Annotated in this window: 24 protein-coding genes; 18 read left to right on the top strand and 6 right to left on the bottom strand. The window is 73.0% G+C overall.

The features are described from left to right. Positions 1-84 precede the first annotated feature (84 nt). From ACGFXC_RS12490 to glmM, 4 genes are all read left to right on the top strand, one after another. Positions 85-1,341 (top strand): glycosyltransferase family 87 protein, encoded by a 1,257-nt coding sequence (locus ACGFXC_RS12490; RefSeq protein WP_393712085.1) that lies wholly within the window; start codon positions 85-87, stop codon positions 1,339-1,341. A gap of 234 nt (positions 1,342-1,575) precedes the next feature. Further along, positions 1,576-2,019, top strand: coding sequence for a 50S ribosomal protein L13 (rplM, locus tag ACGFXC_RS12485; protein ID WP_073912858.1), 444 nt, complete (start codon positions 1,576-1,578; stop codon positions 2,017-2,019). Positions 2,020-2,061: 42 nt separating this feature from the next. Continuing rightward, positions 2,062-2,577, top strand: coding sequence for a 30S ribosomal protein S9 (gene rpsI / locus ACGFXC_RS12480; RefSeq protein ID WP_266574493.1), 516 nt, complete (start codon positions 2,062-2,064; stop codon positions 2,575-2,577). A gap of 136 nt (positions 2,578-2,713) precedes the next feature. Next, a complete protein-coding gene (gene glmM, locus ACGFXC_RS12475) occupies positions 2,714-4,072 on the top strand; it encodes a phosphoglucosamine mutase (RefSeq protein WP_393712082.1) in 1,359 nt (452 codons plus the stop codon). A gap of 15 nt (positions 4,073-4,087) precedes the next feature. Here the strand turns inward: glmM and ACGFXC_RS12470 are convergent, their stop codons facing one another. Together ACGFXC_RS12470 and coaA are read right to left on the bottom strand one after the other, a co-directional pair. Next, the gene (locus tag ACGFXC_RS12470) at positions 4,088-5,053 is read right to left on the bottom strand and encodes a DUF389 domain-containing protein (RefSeq protein ID WP_393712081.1); all 966 of its coding nucleotides are present in this window, start codon (positions 5,051-5,053) and stop codon (positions 4,088-4,090) included. 19 nt (positions 5,054-5,072) lie between these two features. Further along, positions 5,073-6,092, bottom strand: a complete 1,020-nt coding sequence (coaA, locus tag ACGFXC_RS12465; RefSeq protein ID WP_393712079.1) for a type I pantothenate kinase — start codon at positions 6,090-6,092, stop codon at positions 5,073-5,075. Between the two features lie 270 nt (positions 6,093-6,362). Here coaA and ACGFXC_RS12460 point away from each other — a divergent pair, with 270 nt between their 5' ends. The 7 genes from ACGFXC_RS12460 (at position 6,363) to tsaE (ending at position 13,909) form a co-directional block, all read left to right on the top strand. Next, complete coding sequence (locus ACGFXC_RS12460) at positions 6,363-7,148, top strand: hypothetical protein (RefSeq protein WP_393712077.1); 786 nt, start codon at positions 6,363-6,365, stop codon at positions 7,146-7,148. A gap of 117 nt (positions 7,149-7,265) precedes the next feature. Then, positions 7,266-9,113 carry a glutamine--fructose-6-phosphate transaminase (isomerizing) gene (gene glmS, locus ACGFXC_RS12455; RefSeq protein ID WP_393712075.1) on the top strand — a complete coding sequence of 616 codons (1,848 nt, stop codon included), beginning with the start codon at positions 7,266-7,268 and terminating at the stop codon, positions 9,111-9,113. Positions 9,114-9,131: 18 nt separating this feature from the next. Continuing rightward, positions 9,132-9,503: a holo-ACP synthase gene (locus tag ACGFXC_RS12450; protein ID WP_393712230.1), complete on the top strand. Its 372-nt coding sequence runs from the start codon at positions 9,132-9,134 to the stop codon at positions 9,501-9,503. A gap of 56 nt (positions 9,504-9,559) precedes the next feature. Further along, positions 9,560-10,960 (top strand): NAD(P)H-hydrate dehydratase, encoded by a 1,401-nt coding sequence (locus ACGFXC_RS12445; protein ID WP_393712074.1) that lies wholly within the window; start codon positions 9,560-9,562, stop codon positions 10,958-10,960. 92 nt (positions 10,961-11,052) lie between these two features. Then, complete coding sequence (gene alr, locus ACGFXC_RS12440; protein ID WP_393712073.1) at positions 11,053-12,189, top strand: alanine racemase; 1,137 nt, start codon at positions 11,053-11,055, stop codon at positions 12,187-12,189. Positions 12,190-12,207: 18 nt separating this feature from the next. Then, positions 12,208-13,389 (top strand): alpha/beta fold hydrolase, encoded by a 1,182-nt coding sequence (locus tag ACGFXC_RS12435; RefSeq protein ID WP_393712072.1) that lies wholly within the window; start codon positions 12,208-12,210, stop codon positions 13,387-13,389. Further along, on the top strand, positions 13,346-13,909 hold the full coding sequence (gene tsaE, locus ACGFXC_RS12430; protein WP_393712070.1) for a tRNA (adenosine(37)-N6)-threonylcarbamoyltransferase complex ATPase subunit type 1 TsaE: 564 nt from the start codon (positions 13,346-13,348) through the stop codon (positions 13,907-13,909). Before ACGFXC_RS12435 ends, tsaE begins: the two co-directional genes overlap by 44 nt. A 471-nt stretch (positions 13,910-14,380) precedes the next feature. Here the strand turns inward: tsaE and ACGFXC_RS12425 are convergent, their stop codons facing one another. Then, positions 14,381-14,938 (bottom strand): hypothetical protein, encoded by a 558-nt coding sequence (locus ACGFXC_RS12425; protein WP_393712068.1) that lies wholly within the window; start codon positions 14,936-14,938, stop codon positions 14,381-14,383. 168 nt (positions 14,939-15,106) lie between these two features. Here ACGFXC_RS12425 and tsaB point away from each other — a divergent pair, with 168 nt between their 5' ends. From tsaB to ACGFXC_RS12400, 5 genes are read left to right on the top strand one after another with little or no spacing between them, the layout of a single operon-like run. Continuing rightward, positions 15,107-15,769 carry a tRNA (adenosine(37)-N6)-threonylcarbamoyltransferase complex dimerization subunit type 1 TsaB gene (gene tsaB, locus ACGFXC_RS12420; protein WP_393712066.1) on the top strand — a complete coding sequence of 221 codons (663 nt, stop codon included), beginning with the start codon at positions 15,107-15,109 and terminating at the stop codon, positions 15,767-15,769. Next, positions 15,766-16,275, top strand: a complete 510-nt coding sequence (rimI, locus tag ACGFXC_RS12415) for a ribosomal protein S18-alanine N-acetyltransferase (protein WP_393712064.1) — start codon at positions 15,766-15,768, stop codon at positions 16,273-16,275. The genes tsaB and rimI overlap by 4 nt, the downstream gene beginning before the upstream one ends. Further along, positions 16,268-17,407 carry a tRNA (adenosine(37)-N6)-threonylcarbamoyltransferase complex transferase subunit TsaD gene (tsaD, locus tag ACGFXC_RS12410; protein ID WP_393712063.1) on the top strand — a complete coding sequence of 380 codons (1,140 nt, stop codon included), beginning with the start codon at positions 16,268-16,270 and terminating at the stop codon, positions 17,405-17,407. Before rimI ends, tsaD begins: the two co-directional genes overlap by 8 nt. Further along, positions 17,404-17,676 carry a hypothetical protein gene (locus ACGFXC_RS12405; RefSeq protein WP_393712061.1) on the top strand — a complete coding sequence of 91 codons (273 nt, stop codon included), beginning with the start codon at positions 17,404-17,406 and terminating at the stop codon, positions 17,674-17,676. Before tsaD ends, ACGFXC_RS12405 begins: the two co-directional genes overlap by 4 nt. A 58-nt stretch (positions 17,677-17,734) precedes the next feature. Next, positions 17,735-18,391: a hypothetical protein gene (locus ACGFXC_RS12400; RefSeq protein WP_393712059.1), complete on the top strand. Its 657-nt coding sequence runs from the start codon at positions 17,735-17,737 to the stop codon at positions 18,389-18,391. Positions 18,392-18,399: 8 nt separating this feature from the next. On the opposite strand, the gene ACGFXC_RS12395 is transcribed toward ACGFXC_RS12400, so the two are convergent. Further along, positions 18,400-19,578: a methyltransferase domain-containing protein gene (locus ACGFXC_RS12395; protein WP_393712058.1), complete on the bottom strand. Its 1,179-nt coding sequence runs from the start codon at positions 19,576-19,578 to the stop codon at positions 18,400-18,402. 90 nt (positions 19,579-19,668) lie between these two features. On the opposite strand from ACGFXC_RS12395, the gene ACGFXC_RS12390 reads away from it, so the two are divergent. Both ACGFXC_RS12390 and ACGFXC_RS12385 read left to right on the top strand, forming a co-directional pair. Beyond that, positions 19,669-20,613, top strand: a complete 945-nt coding sequence (locus tag ACGFXC_RS12390; protein ID WP_393712057.1) for a polysaccharide deacetylase family protein — start codon at positions 19,669-19,671, stop codon at positions 20,611-20,613. Continuing rightward, positions 20,610-21,494 carry a polysaccharide deacetylase family protein gene (locus ACGFXC_RS12385; RefSeq protein ID WP_393712056.1) on the top strand — a complete coding sequence of 295 codons (885 nt, stop codon included), beginning with the start codon at positions 20,610-20,612 and terminating at the stop codon, positions 21,492-21,494. Before ACGFXC_RS12390 ends, ACGFXC_RS12385 begins: the two co-directional genes overlap by 4 nt. Before the next feature lie 79 nt (positions 21,495-21,573). Here the strand turns inward: ACGFXC_RS12385 and ACGFXC_RS12380 are convergent, their stop codons facing one another. Continuing rightward, complete coding sequence (locus ACGFXC_RS12380) at positions 21,574-22,974, bottom strand: FtsW/RodA/SpoVE family cell cycle protein (RefSeq protein WP_393712055.1); 1,401 nt, start codon at positions 22,972-22,974, stop codon at positions 21,574-21,576. Next, the gene (locus ACGFXC_RS12375; protein ID WP_393712053.1) at positions 22,962-24,200 is read right to left on the bottom strand and encodes an LCP family protein; all 1,239 of its coding nucleotides are present in this window, start codon (positions 24,198-24,200) and stop codon (positions 22,962-22,964) included. Before ACGFXC_RS12375 ends, ACGFXC_RS12380 begins: the two co-directional genes overlap by 13 nt. Positions 24,201-24,215: the final 15 nt, after the last annotated feature.

Genomic DNA, 24,215 nt, shown 5'->3' with positions numbered 1-24,215 from the left:
CGTGCCGATCGGAAGCGCCGGGGCCGTCACACCCCTGCGGGTCGAGGGGGAGGCGTCGTGGGGCTGCGGCCTAGCATCTGGCTCATGAAGTGGGATCGTCCGTCCGCCGCCGGACGCCGGTGCGCCCGGCTGATGGAGCCGGCTCCCCGGTCGTGGCGGGCGCTCTCGCTGGCGGTCCTGCTGACGGTCGCGGTGTCGACGAGCCTGCGGTCGAACTGGGGCTCGGACAACGCCTTCGTGGTCAAGGCGGCGGACGCGCTGCTGGCCGGGGTCTCGCCGTACGAGGACAAGCGGTTCCTGTACCTGCCGAGCGCCGTGATCATGGCGGTGCCGGAGGCGCTGCTGCCGCAGGCGGTGCTGCGCTGGCTGCTGCCGCTGGGGATGACGGGGCTGGTGGGGATCGGCTGGTGGGCCGCGCTGCGGTTGTTCGCGGTGCCGCTGTGCTCGCGCTTCGCGGTGGGGGGCCTGGGGCTGCTGGCCCTGGCCTACAAGCCGTACGCGAACCTCGTGCTGATCGGCAACTGGACGGCGATCTCCGCGGCCGCCCTGCCGGTGGCGCTGCTGCTCGCGCACCGGCGTTCGTGGGCGGCGGCGGGCCTGGTGGTGGGGCTGGCCATCGCCTGCAAGCCGATGCTGGTGCCGCTCGGGCTGCTGTTCGTCCTGGCCCGCCAGTGGCGGGGGCTGGCGGCGGCGGTGCTGGTGCCGGTGGTGTTGTCGCTGGTGGGGGCGTTGCTGATGCCGAGCCCGACGCTGTTCTTCACCAAGACGCTGCCCTTCCTCTTCCAGGGCCAGGACGCCTACGCGCTGCCCTGGGACGCCTCGCCGATCGCGGCGCTGCCGCGGCTGGGGGTGCCGGAGCCGGTGGCGGTGCTGCTGGCGGGCGCGGGGGCGGGCGCCGGGCTGTGGGGGGCGTGGGTGCGGTGGCGGCGTACGCGCGACGAGGCGGACGCGGGGGAGCTGAGGCTGGTGGAGACGGCCTGCATGGTGATGCTCGCCGCATTCCTGGTGTCGCGGCCGTCCTTCGACCACTACCTGCTGGTGGTGCTCCCGCTGCTGCTGGCGTCGGGGGTGCGGGAGGGCTCGGCGCCCCGGTCCCCCTGGTTCTGGGCGGCGTTGGGGCCCCAGCTGGCGGGGGTGCCGTGGCCCTCGGAGTTCGAGCACAAGAGACGGGCGTTCCGGGACATGACGGCCCTGTGCGCGCTCGCGGGACTGCTGGCGTGGCGCGTGCTGCGCCCGGGCCGGGTTACCCTGGAAGTCGTACGAACTACGGGGTCCCCACCCAGGACCGAACCGGAGTGCGCCGCGGCTCCCGTGCAGACGGGACAGCGGACCGCGTTTTGACCCTTCCAGGTCTTCAGGGGTACCCTGCTGGTTCGTTATGCGTATTGGCTTGCTCATTCTCACGTGAATTTGCCTTGCGCCGGTCCACCGGGCCGATGACCAGCGGTACACACGGGTTGCGTCCCCGATGTGAACCAGGGCTGTCGTGATCGTCCGTGGTGACCCATGTCAGGACCCGTCCCTCGGGCTCACCCCCCGGGGATGACCCACCACTGAAGAAGCGAAGGCATACGCGTGCGTACGTTCAGCCCCAAGCCCGGCGACATCTCGCGCCAGTGGCTCGTCATCGACGCCCAGGACGTTGTCCTCGGCCGTCTGGCGACCCAGGCCGCTGCCCTCCTGCGGGGCAAGCACAAGCCGACTTACGCCCCCCACATGGACATGGGCGACTTCGTCATCATCGTCAACGCCGACAAGGTTCACCTGTCCGGCAACAAGGCGACCCAGAAGATGGCGTACCGCCACTCCGGCTACCCGGGCGGTCTCCGCTCGGTGCGCTACGACGACCTCCTGGCGAACAACCCGGAGAAGGCCGTCGAGAAGGCCATCAAGGGCATGCTCCCCAAGAACACCCTGGGCCGTCAGATGCTCTCGAAGCTGAAGGTCTACTCGGGCGACCAGCACCCCCACGCTGCCCAGCAGCCGGTGCCGTTCGAGATCACCCAGGTCGCGCAGTAGTTCCGGCCACCCCCTAAGACGTAGAAAATTCTGAGGAGCATCGTGGCCGAGACCACCGCCGAGACCCCCGTCGAAGAGTTCGAGGGCGTCGAGGAGTACACCACCGAGTCTGAGGTCGTCGTCGAGGGCGACTACACCTCCGAGTCGCTTGCCGGCCGCTTCGGCGACCCCCAGCCGGCCGCCGGCCTGGGCCGTCGCAAGAACGCCATCGCCCGCGTCCGGATCGTTCCGGGCACCGGCAAGTGGAAGATCAACGGTCGCACCCTTGAGGACTACTTCCCCAACAAGGTGCACCAGCAGGAAGTCAACGAGCCGTTCAAGCTGCTCGAGCTGGACAACCGCTACGACGTCATCGCCCGCATCTCGGGTGGCGGCGTTTCCGGTCAGGCCGGTGCCCTGCGCCTCGGCGTGGCCCGTGCGCTGAACGAGGCGGACGTGGACAACAACCGCCCGGCGCTGAAGAAGGCCGGCTTCCTCTCCCGCGACGACCGTGCGGTCGAGCGCAAGAAGGCCGGTCTCAAGAAGGCCCGTAAGGCTCCGCAGTACAGCAAGCGTTAATCTGCGCCTGCTGTTCTGCAACGAAACCGCCCCGGCAGCACTCTCTGTGCTGCCGGGGCGGTTCGTTTACCGCCACAAGCGGCAAATACCTGTCACAAGCGGTCACATTGCGAAGCGTGAACTCGGGAGGACAACAGTGGGACGACTCTTCGGGACGGACGGTGTACGAGGCGTCGCCAACGCGGATCTGACGGCCGAGCTCGCGCTCGGCCTCTCCGTGGCGGCCGCGCACGTACTGGCCGAGGCGGGCACCTTCGCGGGCCACCGGGCCACCGCGGTCGTCGGCCGCGACCCGCGCGCGTCGGGCGAATTCCTGGAGGCCGCGGTCGTCGCGGGCCTCGCCAGCGCCGGCGTGGACGTCCTGCGCGTCGGTGTGCTGCCCACCCCGGCGGTGGCGTATCTCACCGGTGCGCTGGGCGCCGACCTCGGCGTGATGCTCTCCGCGAGCCACAACGCGATGCCCGACAACGGCATCAAGTTCTTCGCGCGCGGCGGCCACAAGCTGGCGGACGACCTGGAGGACCGCATCGAGTCGGTCTACGACGAGCACCGCACCGGCGCTCCCTGGGACCGCCCCACCGGCTCCGGCGTCGGCCGCGTCTCCGACTACACGGAGGGCTTCGACAAGTACGTCGCCCACCTCATCGGGGTCCTCCCGAACCGTCTCGACGGCCTCACGGTCGTCCTGGACGAGGCCCACGGCGCGGCCTCGTACGTCTCGCCCGAGGCCTTCACCCGGGCGGGCGCGCAGATCGTCACGATCGGCGCCGAGCCCGACGGCCTGAACATCAACGACGGCTGCGGCTCCACCCACCTGGGCCTGCTCAAGCAGGCCGTGGTCGAGCACGGCGCGGACTTCGGCATCGCGCACGACGGCGACGCCGACCGCTGCCTGGCCGTGGACCACACCGGCGCCGAGGTCGACGGCGACCAGATCCTCGCGGTCCTGGCGCTCGCCATGCGCGAGGCCGGCCAGCTGCGCGAGAACACCGTGGTCGGCACCGTCATGTCCAACCTGGGCTTCAAGCTGGCCATGGAGGCCGAGGGCATCCAGGTCGTGCAGACCGGGGTCGGCGACCGCTACGTGCTGGAGTCGATGAAGGAGCACGGCTACGCGCTCGGCGGCGAGCAGTCCGGTCACGTGATCATCCTCGACCACGCGACGACCGGCGACGGCACGCTGACCGGCCTGATGCTGGCGGCGCGCGTCGCGGCCACCGGACGCTCCCTGGCCGACCTGGCCGGCGTCATGACGCGGCTGCCGCAGATCCTGATCAACGTCCCGGACGTGGACAGGTCCCGGGTCTCGACCTCCGGGGAGCTGGCCGCGGCCGTCGCCGACGCCGAGCGGGAGCTGGGCGCCGCCGGCCGGGTGCTGCTCCGCCCGTCCGGTACGGAGCCCCTCGTACGGGTGATGGTGGAGGCCGCCGACATCGAGCAGGCCCGCGCGGTCGCCGGGCGGCTGGCCGACGTGGTGAAGTCCGCGCTGGGCTGATCGGGCCGGCCCGGCTCAGCGGCCGGGGGCCTTGGAGCCCCTGGCCCGGCGGATCCAGCGGCCCCGCTGGGTCCGCCACAGTGCTTTCTGGGCGGTCAGGGTCACGATGCCCGCGAGCATGATCCCGCCCAGGTTCAGCAGCAGCTGTTCGGCCGAGCCCCACATCTGGGCGAACTCCCCGTAGCTCAGCGCCACGGCGGCGTTCGCGGCAGCCGGGACGGTGGTGACCGAGATGGCGACGCCGACCAGCGCCCCCGACTTCGCGGAGGTCAGGGAGAGCACTCCGGCCATGCCCGCCAGCAGGGAGACCACGAAGGAGAACGGGTCCGGCTGCCAGATGAAGCCGGTGTTGGGCCGGGGCCGTTCCAGCATGCCCGCGTGGAACTGGCCGATGGCGTCCATGCCCAGGCTGAAGACGGTGGTGGCGACCAAGGCCGCCGCGAAGCCGGCCAGCAGGGCGGTCAGGGAGCGCAGCGCGAGCCGCGGCTCGCGCTGCACGACCCCGATGGACACCCCGGCGAGCGGGCCGAACTCCGGGCCGACGGCCATCGCGCCGACGATGAGGACCGCGTTGTCGAGGACCACGCCGCACGCCGCGATCATGGTCGCGAGGATCATGAACGCGCAGTAGGTGATGCTGAGCGTGGACTCCTCGTGGGTGGCTCCGGTGAGCTGCTCCCACAGCACCGCGTCCGCGGCCTCGCCGGGAGCCTCCTCCTCGGCCGCCTCGGCCCGCTCGGACAGCGACAGGTCGATGTTCTCGACGGCGATCGAGCCGTCCTTGTCGATGCCCAGGTGCTGGAGCTCCCGCAGCAGCTCGTCGCCGGCCTCGCGGGCGACGTCGCACAGTACGAGGTCGCCCGCCGGGACGCGGGCCGCGCCGGGCAGGACGACGAGGTGCGTGGTGCCGACCGTCCGTTCGACGACGGCGACCACGTCCTCCGTCCGCTCCGGCGGCGTGATCATCCGTAGGTGCAGCATGGCCGCACCCTAGCGGGGCTCAGAGCTTGCGCAGGCTCAGCTTCTGCACCTTGTGGTCGGGCCCCTTGCGCACGACGAGGGTGGCGCGGCCGCGGGTGGGGGCCACGTTCTCCAGCAGGTTGGGCTTGTTGATGGTCCGCCACATCGTCTGCGCGTACTCCAGGGCCTCCTCCTCGGAGACCTGGGTGTACTTGCGGAAGTAGGAGAACGGATTCTGGAACGCGGTCTCGCGCAGCTTCCGGAAGCGGTTGAGGTACCAGCGCTCGATGTCCTCGGGGCGGGCGTCCACGTACACGCTGAAGTCGAAGTAGTCGGCCAGGCCGACCCGGGTGCGGCCGTCCTTGCCGGGCAGGGCCGGCTGCAGGACGTTCAGGCCCTCGACGATCAGGATGTCCGGGCGGCGCACGACGAGCTGCTCGCCGGGGACGATGTCGTAGATCAGGTGCGAGTACACCGGAGCGGTGACCTCGTCCTTGCCCGCCTTGATGTCCGCGACGAAACGGGTCAGCGCACGGCGGTCGTAGGACTCGGGGAAGCCCTTGCGCGAGGTCAGGCCGCGCCGCTGGAGCTCCTTCATCGGGTACAGGAAGCCGTCCGTGGTGACCAGCTCCACCCGCGGGTGCTCCGGCCAGCGGGCCAGCAGGGCCTGGAGCAGACGGGCCACCGTGGACTTGCCGACGGCGACCGAACCGGCGACCCCTATGACGAAGGGGGTGCCCTGCTGGGCGCCGTGACCGTTCCCGGCGTCGCCGAGGAAGGTGTTCAGGGTGCCGCGGAGGTTGCTCGTGGCGCCGACGTACAGGTTGAGCAGGCGGGAGAGCGGCAGGTAGACGTCCCGCACCTCGTCGAGGTCGATGACGTCGCCGAGGCCGCGCAGCCGCTCGACCTCCGCGGCCGTCAGGGGCAGCGGCGTCCGCTCGCGCAGGGCGCTCCACTCGGCCCGCGTGAGATCGACGTAGGGGGAGGCATCGGGCACCCGTCGGGGGCCGGAGCGCTCCGGCCCGGAGCCCGGCGTGCAACGCGTCGGCGATGTGATCACACAGCCATTGTCGGGGCTGGGCGTCGCGCGTGGGTCGCGCGCGGGTCGTGGGGTCGGTCACGTGCGGGCCCGGGCGCGGCGGACGGCGCGGGCGGTCCGGGGTTGTACGCACCGGGGTATCGATCGGACGGACGTCCCGTCTCATCCGGATCACGATTGGCCGCGGCGCGCCGGGCGCCGGGTGTGCGGCGGGGCGCGGACCGTAGATTGATCGTTACCGCCGCGCCGATCCGGGTCCCGGCGGTGTTCATTTTCTGGGGGAGATCCATCGTGCGCACCGCACTCGTCCGTCGTACCGTCCTGACCGCCTCCGCGGTGTCCCTGACCCTGCTCGCCACCGCCTGCGGGTCCGACAAGGCCGACGGCAAGGACGGCGCCAAGCCGGACGCGCGGCCCTCCGCGGCGTCGAGCGCCCCGGTGGCGGCCAAGGGCAAGACGGACGCCGACCTGACGGCCCTGCTGGTCACGCAGGCGGAGGTCCCGGACTACCTGCTGAAGGCCGACGCGGGCGCCAAGCTCGCCCAGTCGGACCAGGTCGCGATCAGCACCGACAAGCCCGCCTGCAAGGTCCTGGCACAGACCCAGTCCCTGCAGAAGATCGGCAAGCCGACCGGCGTCGCCCGCACCGCGCTGGGCGCCAAGCCGAAGGACGTGGCCGCGGGCGCGTCCGCCGAGGAGAAGGCGGAGGCCATCAAGAAGGCGCTGGGCATCACCACCACGATGACCGGTCTGGCCTCCTACGACGGCCAGGGCGCCCAGGAGACCCTCGCGGCCTTCAAGTCCGCCGGGCAGATGTGCGCGGGCGGCTTCTCCGCCACCGCGGAGGGCGAGACCACCAAGTACCAGAGCGTCGCCGCGGGCCCGGCCGTCAGCGCCGGTGACGAGGCCGTCAGCCTCGCCGTCACCATGGACCTGGAGGACGGCGACAAGGCCACCCTGCTGATGGCGATGGCGCGCAAGGGCTCCACCGTGGCCACCTTCAGCTCCATCAGCCTCACCGGCACCGCCGAGTCCCCGAAGACCCTGATCGACACGCAGGTCAAGAAGCTCGGCTGACCCGCGGGCCGGCACCGCCCGGCTCGGACGCCAGCCCCGCCCGGCGGTTTCGCCGGGCGGGGTTTCGTCTTGTTCAGGTGCGGGGCACGGAGCCAACTACGGCGTACGCTGCGGCCTATGTGCGGAATTGTGGGTTACGTGGGAGCGCAGTCTGCGCTCGATGTGGTCATCGCCGGACTGAAGCGGCTGGAGTACCGCGGCTACGACTCGGCCGGGATCGCGGTGCTCGCCGACGGGCGGCTCGCCAACGTCAAGAAGGCCGGGAAACTGGTCAACCTGGAGAAGGAGCTCGTCCAGCGGCCGCTGCCGGCCGGCTCCACCGGGCTCGGGCACACCCGGTGGGCGACCCACGGGGGGCCCACCGACGTCAACGCCCATCCCCACCTGGACAACTCCGGCCGGGTGGCCGTCGTGCACAACGGCATCATCGAGAACTTCGCCGCGCTGCGCGCCGAACTCACCGAGCGCGGCCACCGGCTGGAGTCCGAGACGGACACCGAGGTCGTCGCGCACCTGCTCGCCGAGCGGTTCGCCGCCGCGGGCGGCCTCGCGGAGGCGATGCGGCAGGTGTGCCGGCGGCTGGAGGGAGCCTTCACGCTGGTCGCGGTGCACGCCGACGAGCCGGACGTGGTGGTCGGCGCCCGCCGCAACTCCCCCCTCGTGGTGGGCGTGGGGGAGGGCGAGAACTTCCTCGCCTCCGACGTGGCCGCCTTCATCGCCCACACCCGTTCCGCGATCGAACTCGGCCAGGACCAGGTCGTCGAGCTGCGCCGCGACGGGGTCACGGTGACCGGCTTCGACGGGGCGCCCGCGGACGTGCGGGCGTACCACGTGGACTGGGACGCCTCGGCGGCCGAGAAGGGCGGCTACGACTACTTCATGCTCAAGGAGATCGCCGAGCAGCCGAAGGCCGTCGCCGACACCCTGCTGGGCCGCATCGACGCGAGCGGCCTGCTGACCCTCGACGAGGTGCGCATCCCCGCCGCGGTGCTCCGGGAGGTGGACAAGGTCGTGATCGTGGCGTGCGGGACGGCCTACCACGCGGGCATGATCGCGAAGCTGGCCATCGAGCACTGGACCCGCATCCCGTGCGAGACCGAGCTGGCCAGCGAGTTCCGCTACCGGGACCCGATCCTCGACCAGCGGACGCTGGTGATCGCGATCTCGCAGTCCGGCGAGACCATGGACACCCTGATGGCACTGCGCCACGCGCGCGAGCAGGGCGCGAAGGTGCTGGCCGTCTGCAACACGAACGGGTCGACGATCCCGCGCGAGTCGGACGCCGTGCTGTACACGCACGCCGGGCCGGAGGTGGCCGTCGCCTCGACGAAGGCGTTCCTGACGCAGCTCGTCGCCTGCTACCTCGTCGCGTTGTACCTGGGTCAGGTGCGGGGCACGAAGTGGGGCGACGAGATCGAGTCGGTGATCCGGGAGCTGTCGGAGATCGCCGGGGCCGTGGACACCGTGCTGGAGACGATGGAGCCCGTACGCGAGCTCGCGCGGTCGCTGGCGGGCAAGAACACCGTGCTGTTCCTGGGGCGGCACGTGGGCTACCCGGTGGCCCTGGAGGGCGCGCTCAAGCTCAAGGAGCTGGCGTACATGCACGCCGAGGGCTTCGCGGCGGGGGAGCTCAAGCACGGGCCGATCGCGCTGATCGAGCAGGACCTGCCGGTGGTGGTCGTCGTCCCGTCGCCGCGCGGCCGTTCGGTCCTGCACGACAAGATCGTCTCGAACATCCAGGAGATCCGGGCGCGCGGTGCGCGCACCATCGTGATCGCGGAGGAGGGCGACGAGGCCGTCGTCCCGTACGCCGACCACCTGATCCGGATCCCGGCGACCCCGACGCTGCTCCAGCCGCTGGTGGCGACGGTGCCGCTGCAGGTGTTCGCCTGCGAGCTGGCGACGGCGCGGGGCAACGAGGTGGACCAGCCGCGTAACCTCGCCAAGTCGGTGACCGTGGAGTAGCGGGCTAGTGGGGTTGTTCTGGTGATTGTCGGTGTGGGGATCGACGTGGCGGAGATCGAGCGGTTCGGCGCCGCGCTGGAGCGGACGCCGAACCTGGCGCGGCGGCTGTTCCTCGACGCCGAGCTGATGCTGCCGAGCGGCGAGCGGCGCGGAACCGCCTCGCTCGCCGCCCGGTTCGCGGCGAAGGAGGCCCTGGCCAAGGCGCTGGGCGCGCCCGGCGGGCTGCTGTGGACGGACGCCGAGGTGTACGTGGAGGAGTCCGGGCAGCCCCGGCTGCGGGTGTCCGGGACGGTCGAGGCGCGGGCGCGGGTGCTCGGGGTGAGGTCGTGGCACATTTCGCTGAGCCATGACGCCGGGGTCGCGTCCGCGGTGGTGATCGCGGAGGGCTGAGCGCCCCGGCCGGCCCCCGCCCGGCCCGGGCCGCCGGTTTCGGGCAGGCTGGGGGCATGCGTACCGCTTACAGCGTGGAGACCGTACGGGCCGCCGAGCGCGAGCTGATGGCGCGGCTGCCGGAGGGCGCCCTGATGGCGCGGGCCGCGGCGGGGCTGGCCGCCGTGTGCGCGGGGCTGCTGGGGCGGGTGTACGGCGCCCGGGTGGTCGTGCTGACCGGCTCCGGGGACAACGGCGGCGACGCGCTGTACGCGGGCGCGCGGCTGGCGCGGCGCGGCGCCCGGGTGACGGCGGTGCCGGTGGATCCGGCGCGGATGCACCCCGGTGCCCTGGCCGCGCTGCGGGCCGCCGGGGGCCGGGTCGAGGAGTCGGTGCCGCGGCGGGCGGACCTCGTCCTGGACGGGCTGGCCGGGATCGGCGGCCGCGGCGCGCTGCGCCCGGCGGCGGCGGCGCTGGTGGAGCGGATCCCGCGGGGCGCCCTGGTGGTCGCGGTGGACCTGCCGAGCGGGGTGGACGCGGACACCGGTGAGGTGGCCGGAGCGGCGGTGCGCGCCGATGTGACGGTGACCTTCGGGGCGTACAAGCCGGGGCTGCTGATCGACCCCGGGGCCTCGCGGGTGGGTGCGGTGCGGCTGATCGGGCTCGGGCTGGAGCTGCCCGCGCCGGAGCTGGAGGCCCTCCAGCACGCCGACGTGGCGGGGCTGCTGCCGGTGCCGACGGCATCCAGCGACAAGTACCGGCGGGGCGTGGTCGGGATCGTCGCCGGGTCGCGGCAGTACCCGGGCGCGGCGGTGCTGGCCGTGGCGGGCGCGCTGCGGGGCGGCGCGGGCGCGGTGCGGTACGTGGGCCCGGCGGCGGACGCCGTGCTCGCCCGCTACCCGGAGGTGCTGGTCGGGCGGGGGCGGGTGCAGGCGTGGGTGGTCGGCCCGGGCCTCGGGGACGGGCGGGGGGCGGAGGTCGCCCGGGCGCTGGCCGACCGGGACGTGCCGGTGCTGGTGGACGCGGACGGGCTGCGGGGGCTGGACCCCGAGGTGGTGCGGGGGCGGCGGGCCGCGACCTTGCTGACCCCGCACGCGGGGGAGGCGGCGGCGCTGCTCGGGGTGGAGAGGGAGTCGGTGGAGGCCGGGCGGCTGGCCGCCGTACGGAAGCTGGCCGGGCGGTACGGGGCCACGGCGCTGCTGAAGGGGTCGACGACGCTGGTCGCCCCCGACGCCGGTGGGCGGCCGGTCCGGGTGAACCCGACCGGCACCCCGTGGCTGGCCACCGCCGGGAGCGGGGACGTCCTGTCGGGGCTGGCGGGGGCGCTGCTGGCGGGCGGGCTGCCGGGGCCGGACGCGGGCTCGGTGGCGGCGTACCTGCACGGCCTGGCGGGACGGCTGGCCGCCGACGGAGCCCCGGTCGTGGCGCACGAGGTGGCCGCCGCCCTCCCGCGGGCCTGGCGCGCCACCGCCGGCTGACCCGGCGGCCCCGCCCGCCCGCGCCGGTCCGGCGCCGTGGCCGCGGGCGGTCGGAGGGGAGGCGGGGCGGGGGTTCTGAGAGACTGTGGGCGATGAACGAGAGAGCGCCGCGCGTGTACGCCGAGATCGATCTTGACGCAGTACGGGAGAACGTACGCGCACTGCGCGCGCGGGCGCCCCGGGCCCAGCTGATGGCCGTCGTCAAGGCGAACGCCTACGGGCACGGGGCCGTCCCGTGCGCCCGCGCCGCCCAGGAGGCCGGGGCCACCTGGCTCGGTACCGCCACCCCCGAGGAGGCGCTCGCCCTGCGCGCCGCCGGCATCGAGGGCCGCGTCATGTGCTGGCTGTGGACCCCCGGCGGGCCCTGGCGGGAGGCCGTCGAGGCCGACATCGACGTGTCCGTGAGCGGCCTGTGGGCGCTGGACGAGGTGCGCGAGGCCGCCCGCGCGGCCGGCCGGACCGCCCGGATCCAGCTGAAGGCCGACACCGGCCTCGGCCGCAACGGCTGCCAGCCCGCCGACTGGGCCGAACTCGTCGGCGCGGCCGTCGCGGCCGAGGCGGAGGGCACGGTCCGGGTCACCGGCGTCTGGTCGCACTTCGCCTGCGCCGACGAGCCCGGCCACCCCTCGATCCAGCTCCAGCTCGACGCCTTCCGCGACATGCTCGCGTACGCGGAGAAGGAGGGCGTCGACCCCGAGGTCCGGCACATCGCCAACTCGCCGGCCACCCTCACGCTCCCCGAGAGCCACTACGACCTCGTCCGTACCGGCCTGGCCGTCTACGGGGTCTCGCCCGCGCCCGAGCTCGGCACCCCCGCGCAGCTCGGCCTGCGGCCCGCCATGCGGCTCAAGGCCTCCCTGGCCCTGGTCAAGTCCGTCCCCGCCGGGCACGGCGTGAGCTACGGCCACCACTACGTCACCGAGTCCGAGACCCGGCTCGCCCTGGTCCCGGCCGGTTACGCGGACGGGCTGCCGCGGGCCGCCTCGGGCCGCGGGCCGGTGCTCGTCGGCGGCCGCGTCCGGCGGGCCGCCGGACGGATCGCCATGGACCAGTTCGTCGTCGACCTCGGCACCGACGAGGCCCGCGCCGGCGACGAGGCGGTCCTCCTCGGGGACGCCGAGCTGGGCGAACCCACCGCCGAGGACTGGGCTCAAGCGGCACACACGATCGCGTATGAGATCGTCACCCGTATCGGAGGTCGGGTCCCCCGGGTGTACCTGGGCGGCTGAGGTGAGGACGGTGAGGTCGTGAGCGAGAACTGGCGCAAGGCGGGCTGGGCCGGCGCCGCCATCGGTGTCATAGCGGCGGGAGCCGCGGCCGGTGTCGCGGTCGAACGCATCACCGTGGGGCGCGGCATCCGCATGAAGGCGCGCCTCGCGCTGGACGCGGCGGGCGACTACGGCGCGCTGCGCGGCACCGAGGGCACCTGCCGGGCGGAGGACGGCACCGAGCTCCACTACGAGATCGACGAGCCCCCCGCCGAGCCGGCCGGCAAGAAGCGCCGGCTCAGCCGCACGTCCCCGGCCGCCGGGACCACCGTCGTCTTCTGCCACGGCTACTGCCTCTCCCAGGACGCCTGGCACTTCCAGCGCGCCGCCCTGCGCGGAACGGTCCGGGCCGTCTACTGGGACCAGCGCAGCCACGGCCGCAGCGACCGGGGCCTGGCCCAGGCCGACGGCGAAGCGGTGACCATCGACCAGCTCGGCCGCGACCTGAAGGCCGTCATCGACGCCACCGCGCCCGAGGGGCCGCTGGTGCTGGTCGGCCACTCCATGGGCGGCATGACCGTGATGGCCTTCGCCGAGCAGTACCCCGCCCTGGTGCGCGAGCGCGTGCGCGGGGTGGCGCTGGTGGGCACCTCCAGCGGGCGGCTCGACGAGGTCACGTACGGACTGCCCTCCGTCGGGCTGGGCGCGGTGCGCCGGCTCCTGCCGGGGGTGCTCAAGGCGCTCGGCTCGCAGGTGGAGCTGGTGGAGAAGGGCCGCCGGGCCACCGCCGACCTGTTCGCCGGGATGATCAAGCTGTACTCGTTCGGGTCCCGGGACGTGGATCCCGGTGTCGCCCGCTTCGCCGAGCGGCTGATCGAGGCGACCCCGATCGACGTGGTCGCGGAGTTCTACCCGGCCTTCCAGACCCACGACAAGGGCGCCGCGCTCCAGCTGTTCGCGGACATCCCGGTGACCGTCGTCGCCGGGGACCGGGACATGATCACCCCGGCCGAGCACAGCGTGGCGATCAAGGAGGCGCTGCCGGCCGCCGAGCTGGTCGTGCTGGAGAACACCGGGCACCTGATGATGCTGGAACGCCCGGAGATCGTGAACGGGCTGCTGACCGGGCTGCTGGCGCGCACCGGAGCCGTCCCCGCAGCGGCTAACGTGGGGACGCATGGAAGAAGTACCGCGGGAAGCACCGCGCAGCCCGGCGGCTGAGGCCCTGGCCGAGGCCGCCGCCGAAACCCTGATCACCGTCGACTCGCCCGCCTCCATGCAGGACCTGGGCCGCCGCATCGCGGGCCTGTTGCGCCCCGGCGACCTCGTGCTGCTGACCGGCGAGCTCGGCGCGGGCAAGACCACCCTGACCCGGGGGCTGGGGGAGGGGCTCGGCGTGCGCGGGGCCGTGACCTCGCCGACCTTCGTGATCGCCCGGGTGCACCCGTCCCTGACCGGCGGACCGGCGCTGGTGCACGTGGACGCGTACCGGCTGGGCGGCGGGCTGGACGAGATGGAGGACCTGGACCTCGACGTCTCGCTGCCCGAGTCCGTGGTCGTCGTGGAATGGGGCGACGGCAAGGTCGAGGAGCTCTCCGACGACCGGCTGCACGTGGTGATCGGGCGGGCGGTCGGCCACGAGGAGGTCCTGGACGACGTGCGCGAGGTCGCGCTGCGCGGCGTCGGGGCGCGCTGGGCCGGAGCGGAACTGGCGGAGCTGGCCCGGGCGGCCGCGCGGTAGGCGGCCCTGGGGGGCGGGGCGGGGCGGGCCGGGGCGGGGCGGGCCGGGACCGTACCGCTCTCGTACGTACCGGAAGCGCTCTCGTACGTACCGACAACGTACCGACAAGGTGTCGGGAAAATATTGCGCTGGTGCGGGCCGCCGTGGTGACATGGTACCGAGCGCTGGTTAGGTCTGCCTAAGTTCGGGCTGGAGCCGGTGTCCCGGGGTCTCAGGAGGCAGCCATGCCGGCAGCAGGAGCAGAACGAGCGCCCGTCGTGTCCATGTGGGCCCTCTTGGCGGCCGGCGCGGCCGCCACGGCCGTCTCGACGCCGCCCGCGCGTACGGACCGGGGTCCGTGCCCGCGGGCGCACAGCGGCGCGGCCGGGCACGACGCGGATCAGGCCGCCCCGGAGTCGGAAGCGGCCTGATCACCCGTCCGGGTGAAGCTGGTGTGGTGCGGGGTGGGGCGCCCGGTACGTCGGAGGGCCGTCAGAGGACGACGACGACCTTCGAGTTGATCGTGGCGAAGGCCCACATCGCGTCGCCGTCGGCCCGCGCCATCCGGATGCCGCCCGCCTTCTTCGCCGGATCCGGCGCCGGCATCGTGCCGTCCACGCGGGCGCTGAAGCCGACCGTGATGCCGTCCGTGGTGGCGAACCGCACGACGTGCTCGATCGGCACTCCGTCCGTACCGGTGACCGTGCCCGAGCGCGAGCCGACCACGTAGGTGCCCGGCAGCGGGTGCACCGTGCTCGGGACCACCGCGAACGACCGCGGGTCCCGGCCGTCCTCCGCCACCAGCCACACCCGCTTCTGGGACACCGAGTACACGACCCGCGTCCCGGTCCCGGAGTCGGCCGGCAGCGCCGTCGCCTTCGCAGGGTCCTGCTTGGCGGGGGCCTGGTTCTGGTCCGCGGCCGGGGCCTTCGGAGCCGTCCGGACCGGGTGCGCGGGCGCCGTCGCGGAGGCCTGCCAGCCCAGGAAGCCGATGGCGGCGATCGCCGCGGCGGTGAGCCCGGCCACGATTCCCGAGCTGCTGCGTGCCACCTTGCTCCACCTCTCCGCGCCTGCGCCGTCGACCGGGGGACGCCCGGCCGTGAGCCGGTTCGCACACCGGGTCGAGTCCCGGTCGTGTCCCCGGGTCGAAAGGTAGCAGCCGGGTCCCCTCGTGACCGGCCGCAAGGCCCCGGGGCCGGGGAGTCGTAGGCTGTTCGCGTGCTCTTGCTCGCCGTAGATACCGCCACGCCCGCCGTCACCGTCGCCCTGCACGACGGGGAGTCCGTCCTCGCCGAGTCGAACCAGGTCGACGCCCGCCGCCACGGGGAGCTGCTGCTGCCCTCCGTCGACGCGGTCCTCGCCGACGCCGGGGTGAAGCTCGAAGCCGTCACCGGCATCGTCGTCGGCGTCGGCCCCGGCCCCTACACGGGGCTGCGCGTCGGCCTCGTCACCGCCGCGACCTTCGCCTCCGTCCTCGGTGTCCCCGTGCACGGCCTGTGCACCCTCGACGGCCTGGCGTACGCCGCCGGAGCCGCCGGGATCGAGGGCCCCTTCACCGTCGCCACCGACGCGCGGCGCAAGGAGGTGTACTGGGCGCGCTACGAGGACCCCCGCACCCGCACCGGCGAGCCCGCCGTGGACCGCCCCGCCGACATCGCCGAGCGCGTGGCGGGCCTGCCCGCCGTCGGCCAGGGCGCGCAGCTCTACCCGGAGGTCTTCACCGACGCCCGCGTCCCCGTCCACCAGTCGGCGGCGGCGCTGGCCGCCCTGGCCGCGGAGCGGCTCGCCGAGGGCGCGGAGTTCCTGCCGCCCACCCCCCTCTACCTGCGCCGGCCCGATGCCGAGGTGCCCAAGAACTACAAGGTGGTCACCCCCAAGTGACGGCCGCGACCGCCGTGCTCCGCGAAATGCGCTGGTGGGACATCGAACCGGTGCTGGAGCTGGAGCACGAGCTGTTCCCCGACGACGCCTGGTCGGCCGGCATGTTCTGGTCCGAGCTCACCCACGCCCGCGGCCCGCACGCCACCCGCCGCTACCTCGTCGCCGAGACCCCGGACGGCCGCCTGGTCGGCTACGCCGGGCTGGCCGCCGCCGGAGACCTGGGCGACGTACAGACCATCGCGGCCGCGCGCGACCAGTGGGGCACCGGGCTCGGCGGCCGGATGCTCACCGAACTGCTGCGCGCCGCGACCGACTTCGAATGCGCCGAGGTGCTGCTGGAGGTCCGGGTCGACAACACCCGGGCCCAGAAGCTGTACGAGCGCTTCGGCTTCGAGCCGATCGGCTTCCGGCGCGGCTACTACCAGCCGGGCAACGTCGACGCGCTCGTGATGCGCCTTTCCGATCCTGCAAGCTCCGTACCCGTACAAGGTGAGACCCATGGCTGACGAACCGCTCGTCCTCGGCATCGAGACCTCCTGCGACGAGACCGGCGTCGGCGTCGTCCGCGGCACCACCCTGCTCGCCGACGCCATCGCGTCGAGCGTCGACGAGCACGCCCGCTTCGGCGGTGTCGTGCCCGAGGTGGCCTCCCGGGCCCACCTGGAGGCGATGGTCCCGACGATCGAACGCGCCCTGAAGGAGGCCGGGGTCAGCGCCCGCGACCTCGACGGCATCGCGGTCACGGCGGGCCCCGGCCTCGCGGGCGCGCTGCTCGTCGGCGTCTCGGCGGCCAAGGCGTACGCGTACGCGCTCGGCAAGCCGCTGTACGGGGTCAACCACCTGGCCTCGCACATCTGCGTCGACCAGCTGGAGCACGGCCCGCTGCCGGAGCCGACCATGGCCCTGCTGGTGTCGGGCGGGCACTCCTCGCTGCTGCTGGCCCCCGACATCACCAGCGACGTACGGCCGCTCGGCGCGACCATCGACGACGCGGCGGGCGAGGCGTTCGACAAGATCGCCCGCGTGCTGCAGCTGGGCTTCCCCGGCGGACCGGTCATCGACCGGCTCGCGCGCGAGGGCGACCCCAAGGCCATCAACTTCCCGCGCGGGCTGACGGGCCCGCGCGACGCGGCGTACGACTTCTCCTTCTCCGGCCTCAAGACGGCGGTGGCCCGCTGGATCGAGGCCAAGCGCAAGGCGGGCGAGGAGGTGCCGGTGCGCGACGTGGCGGCGTCCTTCCAGGAGGCCGTGGTGGACGTGCTGACGCGCAAGGCGGTCCGCGCCTGCAAGGACGAGGGCGTGGACCACCTGATGATCGGCGGCGGCGTGGCGGCCAACTCGCGGCTGCGCTCGCTCGCGCAGGAGCGCTGCGACGACGCCGGGATCATCCTGCGGGTGCCCCGTCCGAAGCTGTGCACGGACAACGGCGCGATGGTCGCGGCGCTGGGCGCGGAGATGGTCCGGCGGGGCCGGCCGGCCTCCGACTGGGACCTGTCCGCGGACTCCTCGCTGCCGGTGACGGACCCGCACGTGCCGGGCAGCGGGCACGGCCACGGCGAGGGCGACGGGCACGGCCACGGCCACGCGCACGATCACGACCACGTGCACGAGCTCAGCAAGGACAACCTCTACTCATGAGCACCGTCGCGCTGATGTGGGAGGCCCGGGCCGCCGACGGCCGCGGCAACGAGCTCCTGGAGTGGGCCCGCGGCCAGGTCCTGGCCCGGGAACCGGTGCGCCGCGAGGTGTTCCGGGCCCCCCAGGACCGGGTCCTGGTGATCACCTGGTGGGAGGCCCCCGAGGGCGTGCGGGCGGAACTGCCCGAGCTGCCCGAGCCCGCCGCGGACCTCATCACCCGGGCCGTGCACCGCTGGCGGTTCGCATCGGTCGAGGTCACGGGCGGCTGAAGCGCGCGTCGAGCGGGACTGCGGCGGGGCTGGACCGGCCGCCCCTAGGGTCATCGGCATGCCTAGCCGTGAGCTCCCGCCTCCGCCGCCGCCCGCGCACCTGCGCGAGTGGCTGGACGAGTCCGTCGTACGGGCCGACCGCGCGCGCTTCCTCGCCGAGCTGAGCCGGCGCGGCCTGGGCCTGCGGCGGCTCGCCCTGCTGTGGGCGGTCGCCGCGGCCTTCGCGCTCGGCTGCGCCTTCGCCGGGCTGGCCGTGGCCTCCTTCGAGGCCGGTGATGCCGTGCGGTCCCTCTTCGGGGTGGTCTACGCGGCGTTCGGGCTGGGCGTGCTGGTCCCCGCCGGGATCTGGTTCGTCCGGGGCGCCCGCCGCGAGCGGCACGAGCACGAGCTGCTGTGCGCCTGGGTCGGGGCCGGCCGGGAGGCCGTCGCCGACCCCGCCCTGCACGCCCCCGTACGGCGCCTCGTCTGGCTGGCCGCCTCCCTGGCGCTGGGCGCCTGCGGGCTCTGGGTGGCCTTCGCGGCGGCGGCCGGGAGCCGCCCGGGCGTGACCGCGTACGGGCAGGTCTTCGGCCTCGTGGGAATCGGCATGATCCTGTGGATCACCGGACTGCTGGGCGCCGCCAAGGCCGCCACCCACCACCGCTGGACGGCCCGCGCCGGCCGCCCCGCCCCCGCGCCGGCGGGCCGCCGGGCACTGAACGACCTCGCGGCGTAGGCCCGGCCCTACGAGGCCCGGGCCGGCGACCCGATCAGCATCGAGGGGGCGCCCGCGACCCGGGTCAGGAAGACCGTCGCCGCGTTCGGGCCCTGCGGCTTCACCTTCCGGCGCAGCTCCTCCGGCTCGATCGCCGACCCGCGCTTCTTCACCGTCAGGATGCCGACCTCGCGCTCGCGCAGCAGCGCCTTCAGCTTCTTCAGCCCGAACGGCAGCACGTCGGTGATCTCGTACGCGGTCGCGTACGGGGTCGCGCGCAGCTCGTCGGCGGTGATGTAGGCGATGGTCGGGTCGATCAGCCGGCCGTCCAGGGCCTCGGCCACCTCGGCGACGAGGTGTGCGCGGATCACGGCCCCGTCCGGCTCGTAGAGGTAGCGCCCGACCGGGCCCGCCTCCGGGTCCGGCAGCGGCGCGGCCGTCAGCAGCTCGCGCGGGCCGGGCAGCAGGGTGGCGCGCACGGTGCCGGGGGCGGTGCCGAACCACAGCACGGCCTCCTTCACGTCCCCCTGGTCGGAGATCCACTCGGCCTCGGCCTCCGCCGGAACGGCCTCGTGCGGGATCCCGGGGGCGATCTTGATCGCGGCGTACCGGGCCGCGCGGGCCCGCTCCACCGCCCAGGACAGCGGCGGGGAGTACGACTCCGGGTCGAAGATCCGCCCGCGGCCGCCGCGGCGCGCCGGGTCGATGAAGACGGCCTCGTACGCGGACACGTCGACCCCGGTCACGTCCGCCTCCCGGACCTCGATCAGGTCCGCCAGCCCCAGCGCATCGGCGTTGGCCCGCGCGACGGCCACCGTCAGCGGGTCGACGTCCACCGCCAGCACCCGGATCCCGAGCCGGGCCAGCGCCAGGGCGTCCCCGCCGATGCCGCAGCACAGGTCCGCGACGCTCCGTACGCCCAGCGCCGCGAGCCGCCCGGCGCGGTACGAGGCCACCGACGCGCGGGTGGCCATCTCCCCGCCGCCGGGGGTGAAGTACATCCGGAACGCGTCCTCGGCCCCGAACTTCGCCACCGCGCGCTGCCGCAGCCGGGCCTGCCCCAGGGCCGCCGACACCAGCGGGGCGGGGTGTTCGCGGCGCAGCCGGGTGGCGAGGGCCAGCTCCTGGGCGGGGTCGTGGTCGCGGAGGGAGTCGAGGAGCGCGCGGCCCTCGGGGGTGAGCAGCGCGGCGAAGTCTTCGGGGGTCACCGTCCCATTGTCGGCCAGTCGGTGGAAGGGCGGACTCCGGCCGTGGTGTCGCCCGCTCCGGGGCGCCGCGCGGTGTAAGGATCCGCAGCTATGCAGCTAGTACGACAAAAGGGAAATACTGCGCAACATGGTCACCGGCTCGCGGCGCGCCCGCGCGGCCGGTACGGCGTGGCACTGGCCGCACTGCTCGTCGCCGCCCTGGGCACGGGGTGCGGGGCCGGGGACTCGGGAGCGCCGGCCAAGGCGAAGCCGGCCGGCGAGGCGGGCCCCGGAGCGGCCGGCGCCCTCGCCAACGCCGCCGAGCAGGCCAAGGCCGCCCAGCAGGCCCGGATCGCCGCCGCGAAGAAGTGGGGTCTGCTCAAGACGCCGCTCATGGCCCCGGCCGGCCCGAAGACGAAGCCCGAGATCACCACGCGCGACGGCTTCGAGGTCGAGGACCAGGACGAACTGCCCCCGGTCTTCACCACCGTCCCGACGGAGGACAAGGTCGTCTTCCTCACCATCGACGACGGCGCGGAGAAGGACCCCGAGTTCGTCAAGATGATGCAGGAACTGAAGATCCCGTACACGGCGTTCCTCAGCGACTACCTCGTCCGCGACAACTACCCGTACTTCAAGGGGATGCAGGACGCGGGCGTCACCCTGAACAACCACACGCTGAACCACCGCTACATGCCCGCGCTCTCCTACGAGAAGCAGCGCGAGGAGATCTGCGGCCAGCAGGACACGATCCAGAAGCAGTTCGGCAAGCGCCCGACGCTCTTCCGGCCGCCCTACGGCAACTACAACCAGGACACGCTGCGCGCGGCGAAGTCCTGCGGCATCAAGGCCGTACCGCTGTGGAACGCCGAGGCGTTCGTGAACCGGATGGACTACCGCGAGTGGGACCGCGACATCCACCCCGGCGACATCATCCTGACTCATTTCCGGGGCCGGGAGGACTGGAAGGGCACGATGCCTGACATGATCCGTCATGTCATGAAGACCGTCACGGACAAGGGATACGCCGTGGCACGCCTGGAGGACTACCTGTGAAGTACGCGCGTCGGTTGGTAGCCGGGACGCTGACGGCCGGCGCGCTCGCGCTGTCCCTGACGGGGTGCGGGAACAGCGTGGATCCCATCGAACGGCTCGGCCGCAAGACCGCGCAGGAGACGGGGACGGCCTCGGCCTCCCCGTCCGCGCGGTCTTCCGCGGCTCCCTCGGCCGCCACTTCCGCGGGGGACGACGCGTACCGCAAATGGGGCCTGACCGCCCCCCTCCAGTACGCCCCCAAGCCCGCGCAGAAGCCCCAACTGCCCAAGGCGGCCCCGGGCAAGCCGGTCGTGGTGGACCGAATACCCGTCGCGCCGACGGACAAGGTCGTCTTCCTGACCTTCGACGACGGCGCGGAGAAGGACCCCGAGTTCCTGAAGATGGCGGCCGATCTGAAGCTGCCGATCAGCATGTTCCTGACCGACAACATCGCCTCGGCGGACTACGCGCACTTCGAGAAGCTCCGGGGCAACGGCTCGGGCAGCACGATAAACAACCACACGCTGACCCACCCGAACCTGCGCACGCTGTCCTTCGCGGCGCAGAAGAAGGAGATATGCGGCCAGCAGGAACGCCTGGAGAAGCGCTTCGGCAAGCGCCCGGCGCTGTTCCGCCCGCCGTACGGCAACTACAACGACGACACCCTCAAGGCCGCCTCCGAGTGCGGAATCTCCTCGGTCGTCCTGTGGCGCGCGTCGATGCAGATCAACAACTTCCAGTACGCCGAGGGCTCCGCCCTCAAGCCGGGCGACATCATCCTGGCCCACTTCCGCGGCCCCTCGGAGCTCAAGGGCGCGACGGAGATCCAGATGACGACCCGCATGCTCCAGCGCATCCAGGAACAGGGCTACAAGATCGCCCGCCTGGAGGACTACCTCTAGCGGCACCGGGACCGGGGGGCGGGCCCGGTGCCCCAGGCCCTGCTGTGGTCCGGAGGCGGCGGAGTTCCGCCTCCGGGCCTCAGTGCCCCGCCGTGACCAGCGGGGTGATCGTGGTTTCCGCCGGGCCCCGGGCGTCCGCTTCGCGTTGGCGTTCGGCGCTGTCGCTGATCCGCAACAGCAGGGCGATCATGATCCAGTTGGCCAGCAGCGAGGAGCCGCCCTTCGCCAGGAAGGGCAGCGCCTTGCCCGTCAGGGGGATCAGGCCCGTGACGCCGCCCGCCACCACGAAGACCTGGAGCGCCAGCGCCGAGGCCAGCCCGACCGCCAGCAGCTTGCCGAAGGGGTCCCGCGCGGCCAGCGCCATCCGCAGGCCCCGCTGCACGAGGAGCGCGTAGAGGATCAGTACGGCCATGACGCCGGCCAGGCCGAGCTCCTCGCCGACCGTGGTCAGGATGAAGTCGCTGCGCCCCGCGAACTTGATCAGCTCCGGGTGGCCCAGCCCCAGGCCGGTGCCCGAGACGCCGCCGGTGCCGAAGCTGAACAGCGCCTGCGCCGACTGGTCGGAGGTGACGCCCGGCGGCCGGTCCTTCCAGTAGTAGGACAGCGGCTCCAGCCAGGCCGCCACGCGCGCCTTCACGTGCGGTTCGGTCGAGCCCACCACGAAGGCGCCCACGGAGGCCATGAGCAGCCCGCACACGATCCAGCTGGTGCGCTCGGTGGCCACGTAGAGCATCACCACGAAGACGCCGAAGAAGATCAGCGAGGTGCCGAGGTCGCGCTCGAAGACCAGGACGAGCATGGACACGATCCACACCGTGATGATCGGTCCGAGCTGCCGCATCGGGGGCAGCCGCATGCCCAGGAACCTGCGGCCGGTCAGCGCCAGGGAGTCGCGGTGGATGACCAGGTAGCCCGCGAAGAAGATCGCGATCATGATCTTGACGAACTCGCCGGGCTGGAGCGAGAAGCCGAAGAGGATGATCCAGCGCTTGGCCCCGTAGGTGTCCGCGCCGAAGAACGCCGGCGCGATCAGCAGCACCAGCGCGACGGCCATGGTGATGTAGATGAACCGCTGGAGCAGCCGGTGGTCGCGCAGCAGCGCCACCACCAGGATGCAGGCGGCGACCCCGACCACCGTCCACAGCAGCTGGCCGGGCGCGTTCGCGTCGGACCCGTACCGCTCGATGTACCCCTGGTCCAGACGGTGGATCAGCACCAGGCCGAGCCCGGTCAGCAGCATGGCCAGCGGGAAGATCAGCGGGTCGGCGTACGGGGCGAACCGGCGGATGCCCAGGTGCCCCACCAGGGAGAGCAGCGTCATGCTGATGACGAAGCTGACGAGCTGCTGCGGCAGCTCCCCGTTCATCGCCAGGCCGGCGCTCACGTGGCCGAAGACCGCGATGCCGATGACGAGGAGCAGCAGCAGCGCTTCGGTGCGGCGGCGGGCGCCCGACGCCGTCCGGGGCCTCAGTCCACGCACGGGATGCCGCCGCCGTCGATGGTGCCGGGCTCTTCTTCCGGTGACGGTGACCGGGGTGACGGCGGCGGTGATGAGGGTGACGGCGGTGATGAGGGTGACGGCGGCGACGAAGGCGACGACGGCACAGAGGACGCGGCGCTCGGTGCACTTGGGGTGGCAGTGGTCTGGGGACCGATCTGCTCGGCAATGAGGCGCTTTATCTTCATATCATCTACGACGTTGATGTCCTCCCCATGGTTCCTTGCGAACCCCTCGACGGGGAGTGTCGTGAACCGCACTTTTCCGCCCGACAGGTTCTTCGCCTGCCTCACGAACCCCAGCAGGTCCCAGCCCGCGTCCGTCACGACGTCCTGCTTCGCCGTGTCGATCAGCTTGAGCAGCTTCACCGGGTCCGTGAAGGTCCCGGCCGAGTTCAGCTTCTGCGTCGCGCCCGCCAGGAAGGCCTGCTGCCGCTTGGTCCGGTCCAGATCGCCCAGGTCCAGCCCGTGCCGCTGCCGGACGAAGGCCAGGGACTGCCGGCCGTTCAGGGACTGCCGGCCCGCGGGGAAGTCGGCGCCCGAGTACCGGTCCTTCACCGGCTTCTTCAGGCACACCGGTACGCCGCCCAGCGCGTCCGCCAGGTGGTAGAAACCGGCCAGGTTCAGCTCGGCGAAGTGGTCGACCGGGACGCCGAGGAAACCGCGCACCGTGTCGATCTGTGCCCTGCGCCCCGCCTCGCGCCCCTCCTGCTCCAGCTGCCGCCGGTCGTGCACCCCCTGCGCGGACAGCCGGTCCTCACGGGCCGCCTTCGCCAGCCCGTACGCCTTCTTGATCTTGTCCTTGCCGTGCCCGGGTATGTCCACGAAGTCGTCGCGCGGGATCGAGAACGCCTTCGCCGGGCCGCCGTCGCCCGGCACGTGCAGCAGGATCAGGGTGTTCGCGTTGTAGCCGCCGATGTCCGAGCTGCCCGCGTGCAGCTGGTCGAGGACCTCCTCGGGCAGCGGGTCGCCGTTCTGGTCGCGACGGCTGTCCAGGCCCATGAGCAGGACGTTCACATCCCCGTGCGCCGATTTCTCGGCGCCCTCCAGGGCCTTGGAGCTGCCGATGCTCGACGACAGGTCCCGGTAGACGTACCAGGCGGTGCCGCCCGCCATCACCGTCAGGGCGCAGCCCGTGATCAGCAGCGTGCGCCCGACCCGCCGCGGCGAGGGCCGGCGGCGGCTGGTCTTCCTCCGTTGCGCGCTCATGTCGGACGATGCTCG

The sequence above is a fragment of the Streptomyces sp. NPDC048507 genome (assembly GCF_043199995.1).
Classification (GTDB): Bacteria; Actinomycetota; Actinomycetes; order Streptomycetales; family Streptomycetaceae; genus Streptomyces.
The sequence above is the reverse complement of the archived record's forward strand: the minus strand, read 5'-3'. Positions and strand labels throughout refer to the sequence as shown.

What these genes read in the sequence shown, in the direction of transcription:
- ACGFXC_RS12490 (WP_393712085.1), top strand. Translation starts at nt 85, where the DNA reads ATGAAGTGGGATCGTCCGTCCGCCGCCGGACGCCGGTGCGCCCGGCTG.
- ACGFXC_RS12470 (WP_393712081.1), bottom strand. Translation starts at nt 5,053, where the DNA reads ATGCTGCACCTACGGATGATCACGCCGCCGGAGCGGACGGAGGACGTG.
- glmS (WP_393712075.1), top strand. Translation starts at nt 7,266, where the DNA reads ATGTGCGGAATTGTGGGTTACGTGGGAGCGCAGTCTGCGCTCGATGTG.
- ACGFXC_RS12445 (WP_393712074.1), top strand. Translation starts at nt 9,560, where the DNA reads ATGCGTACCGCTTACAGCGTGGAGACCGTACGGGCCGCCGAGCGCGAG.
- alr (WP_393712073.1), top strand. Translation starts at nt 11,053, where the DNA reads ATGAACGAGAGAGCGCCGCGCGTGTACGCCGAGATCGATCTTGACGCA.
- tsaE (WP_393712070.1), top strand. Translation starts at nt 13,346, where the DNA reads ATGGAAGAAGTACCGCGGGAAGCACCGCGCAGCCCGGCGGCTGAGGCC.
- tsaD (WP_393712063.1), top strand. Translation starts at nt 16,268, where the DNA reads ATGGCTGACGAACCGCTCGTCCTCGGCATCGAGACCTCCTGCGACGAG.
- ACGFXC_RS12405 (WP_393712061.1), top strand. Translation starts at nt 17,404, where the DNA reads ATGAGCACCGTCGCGCTGATGTGGGAGGCCCGGGCCGCCGACGGCCGC.
- ACGFXC_RS12400 (WP_393712059.1), top strand. Translation starts at nt 17,735, where the DNA reads ATGCCTAGCCGTGAGCTCCCGCCTCCGCCGCCGCCCGCGCACCTGCGC.
- ACGFXC_RS12390 (WP_393712057.1), top strand. Translation starts at nt 19,669, where the DNA reads ATGCAGCTAGTACGACAAAAGGGAAATACTGCGCAACATGGTCACCGG.
- ACGFXC_RS12375 (WP_393712053.1), bottom strand. Translation starts at nt 24,200, where the DNA reads ATGAGCGCGCAACGGAGGAAGACCAGCCGCCGCCGGCCCTCGCCGCGG.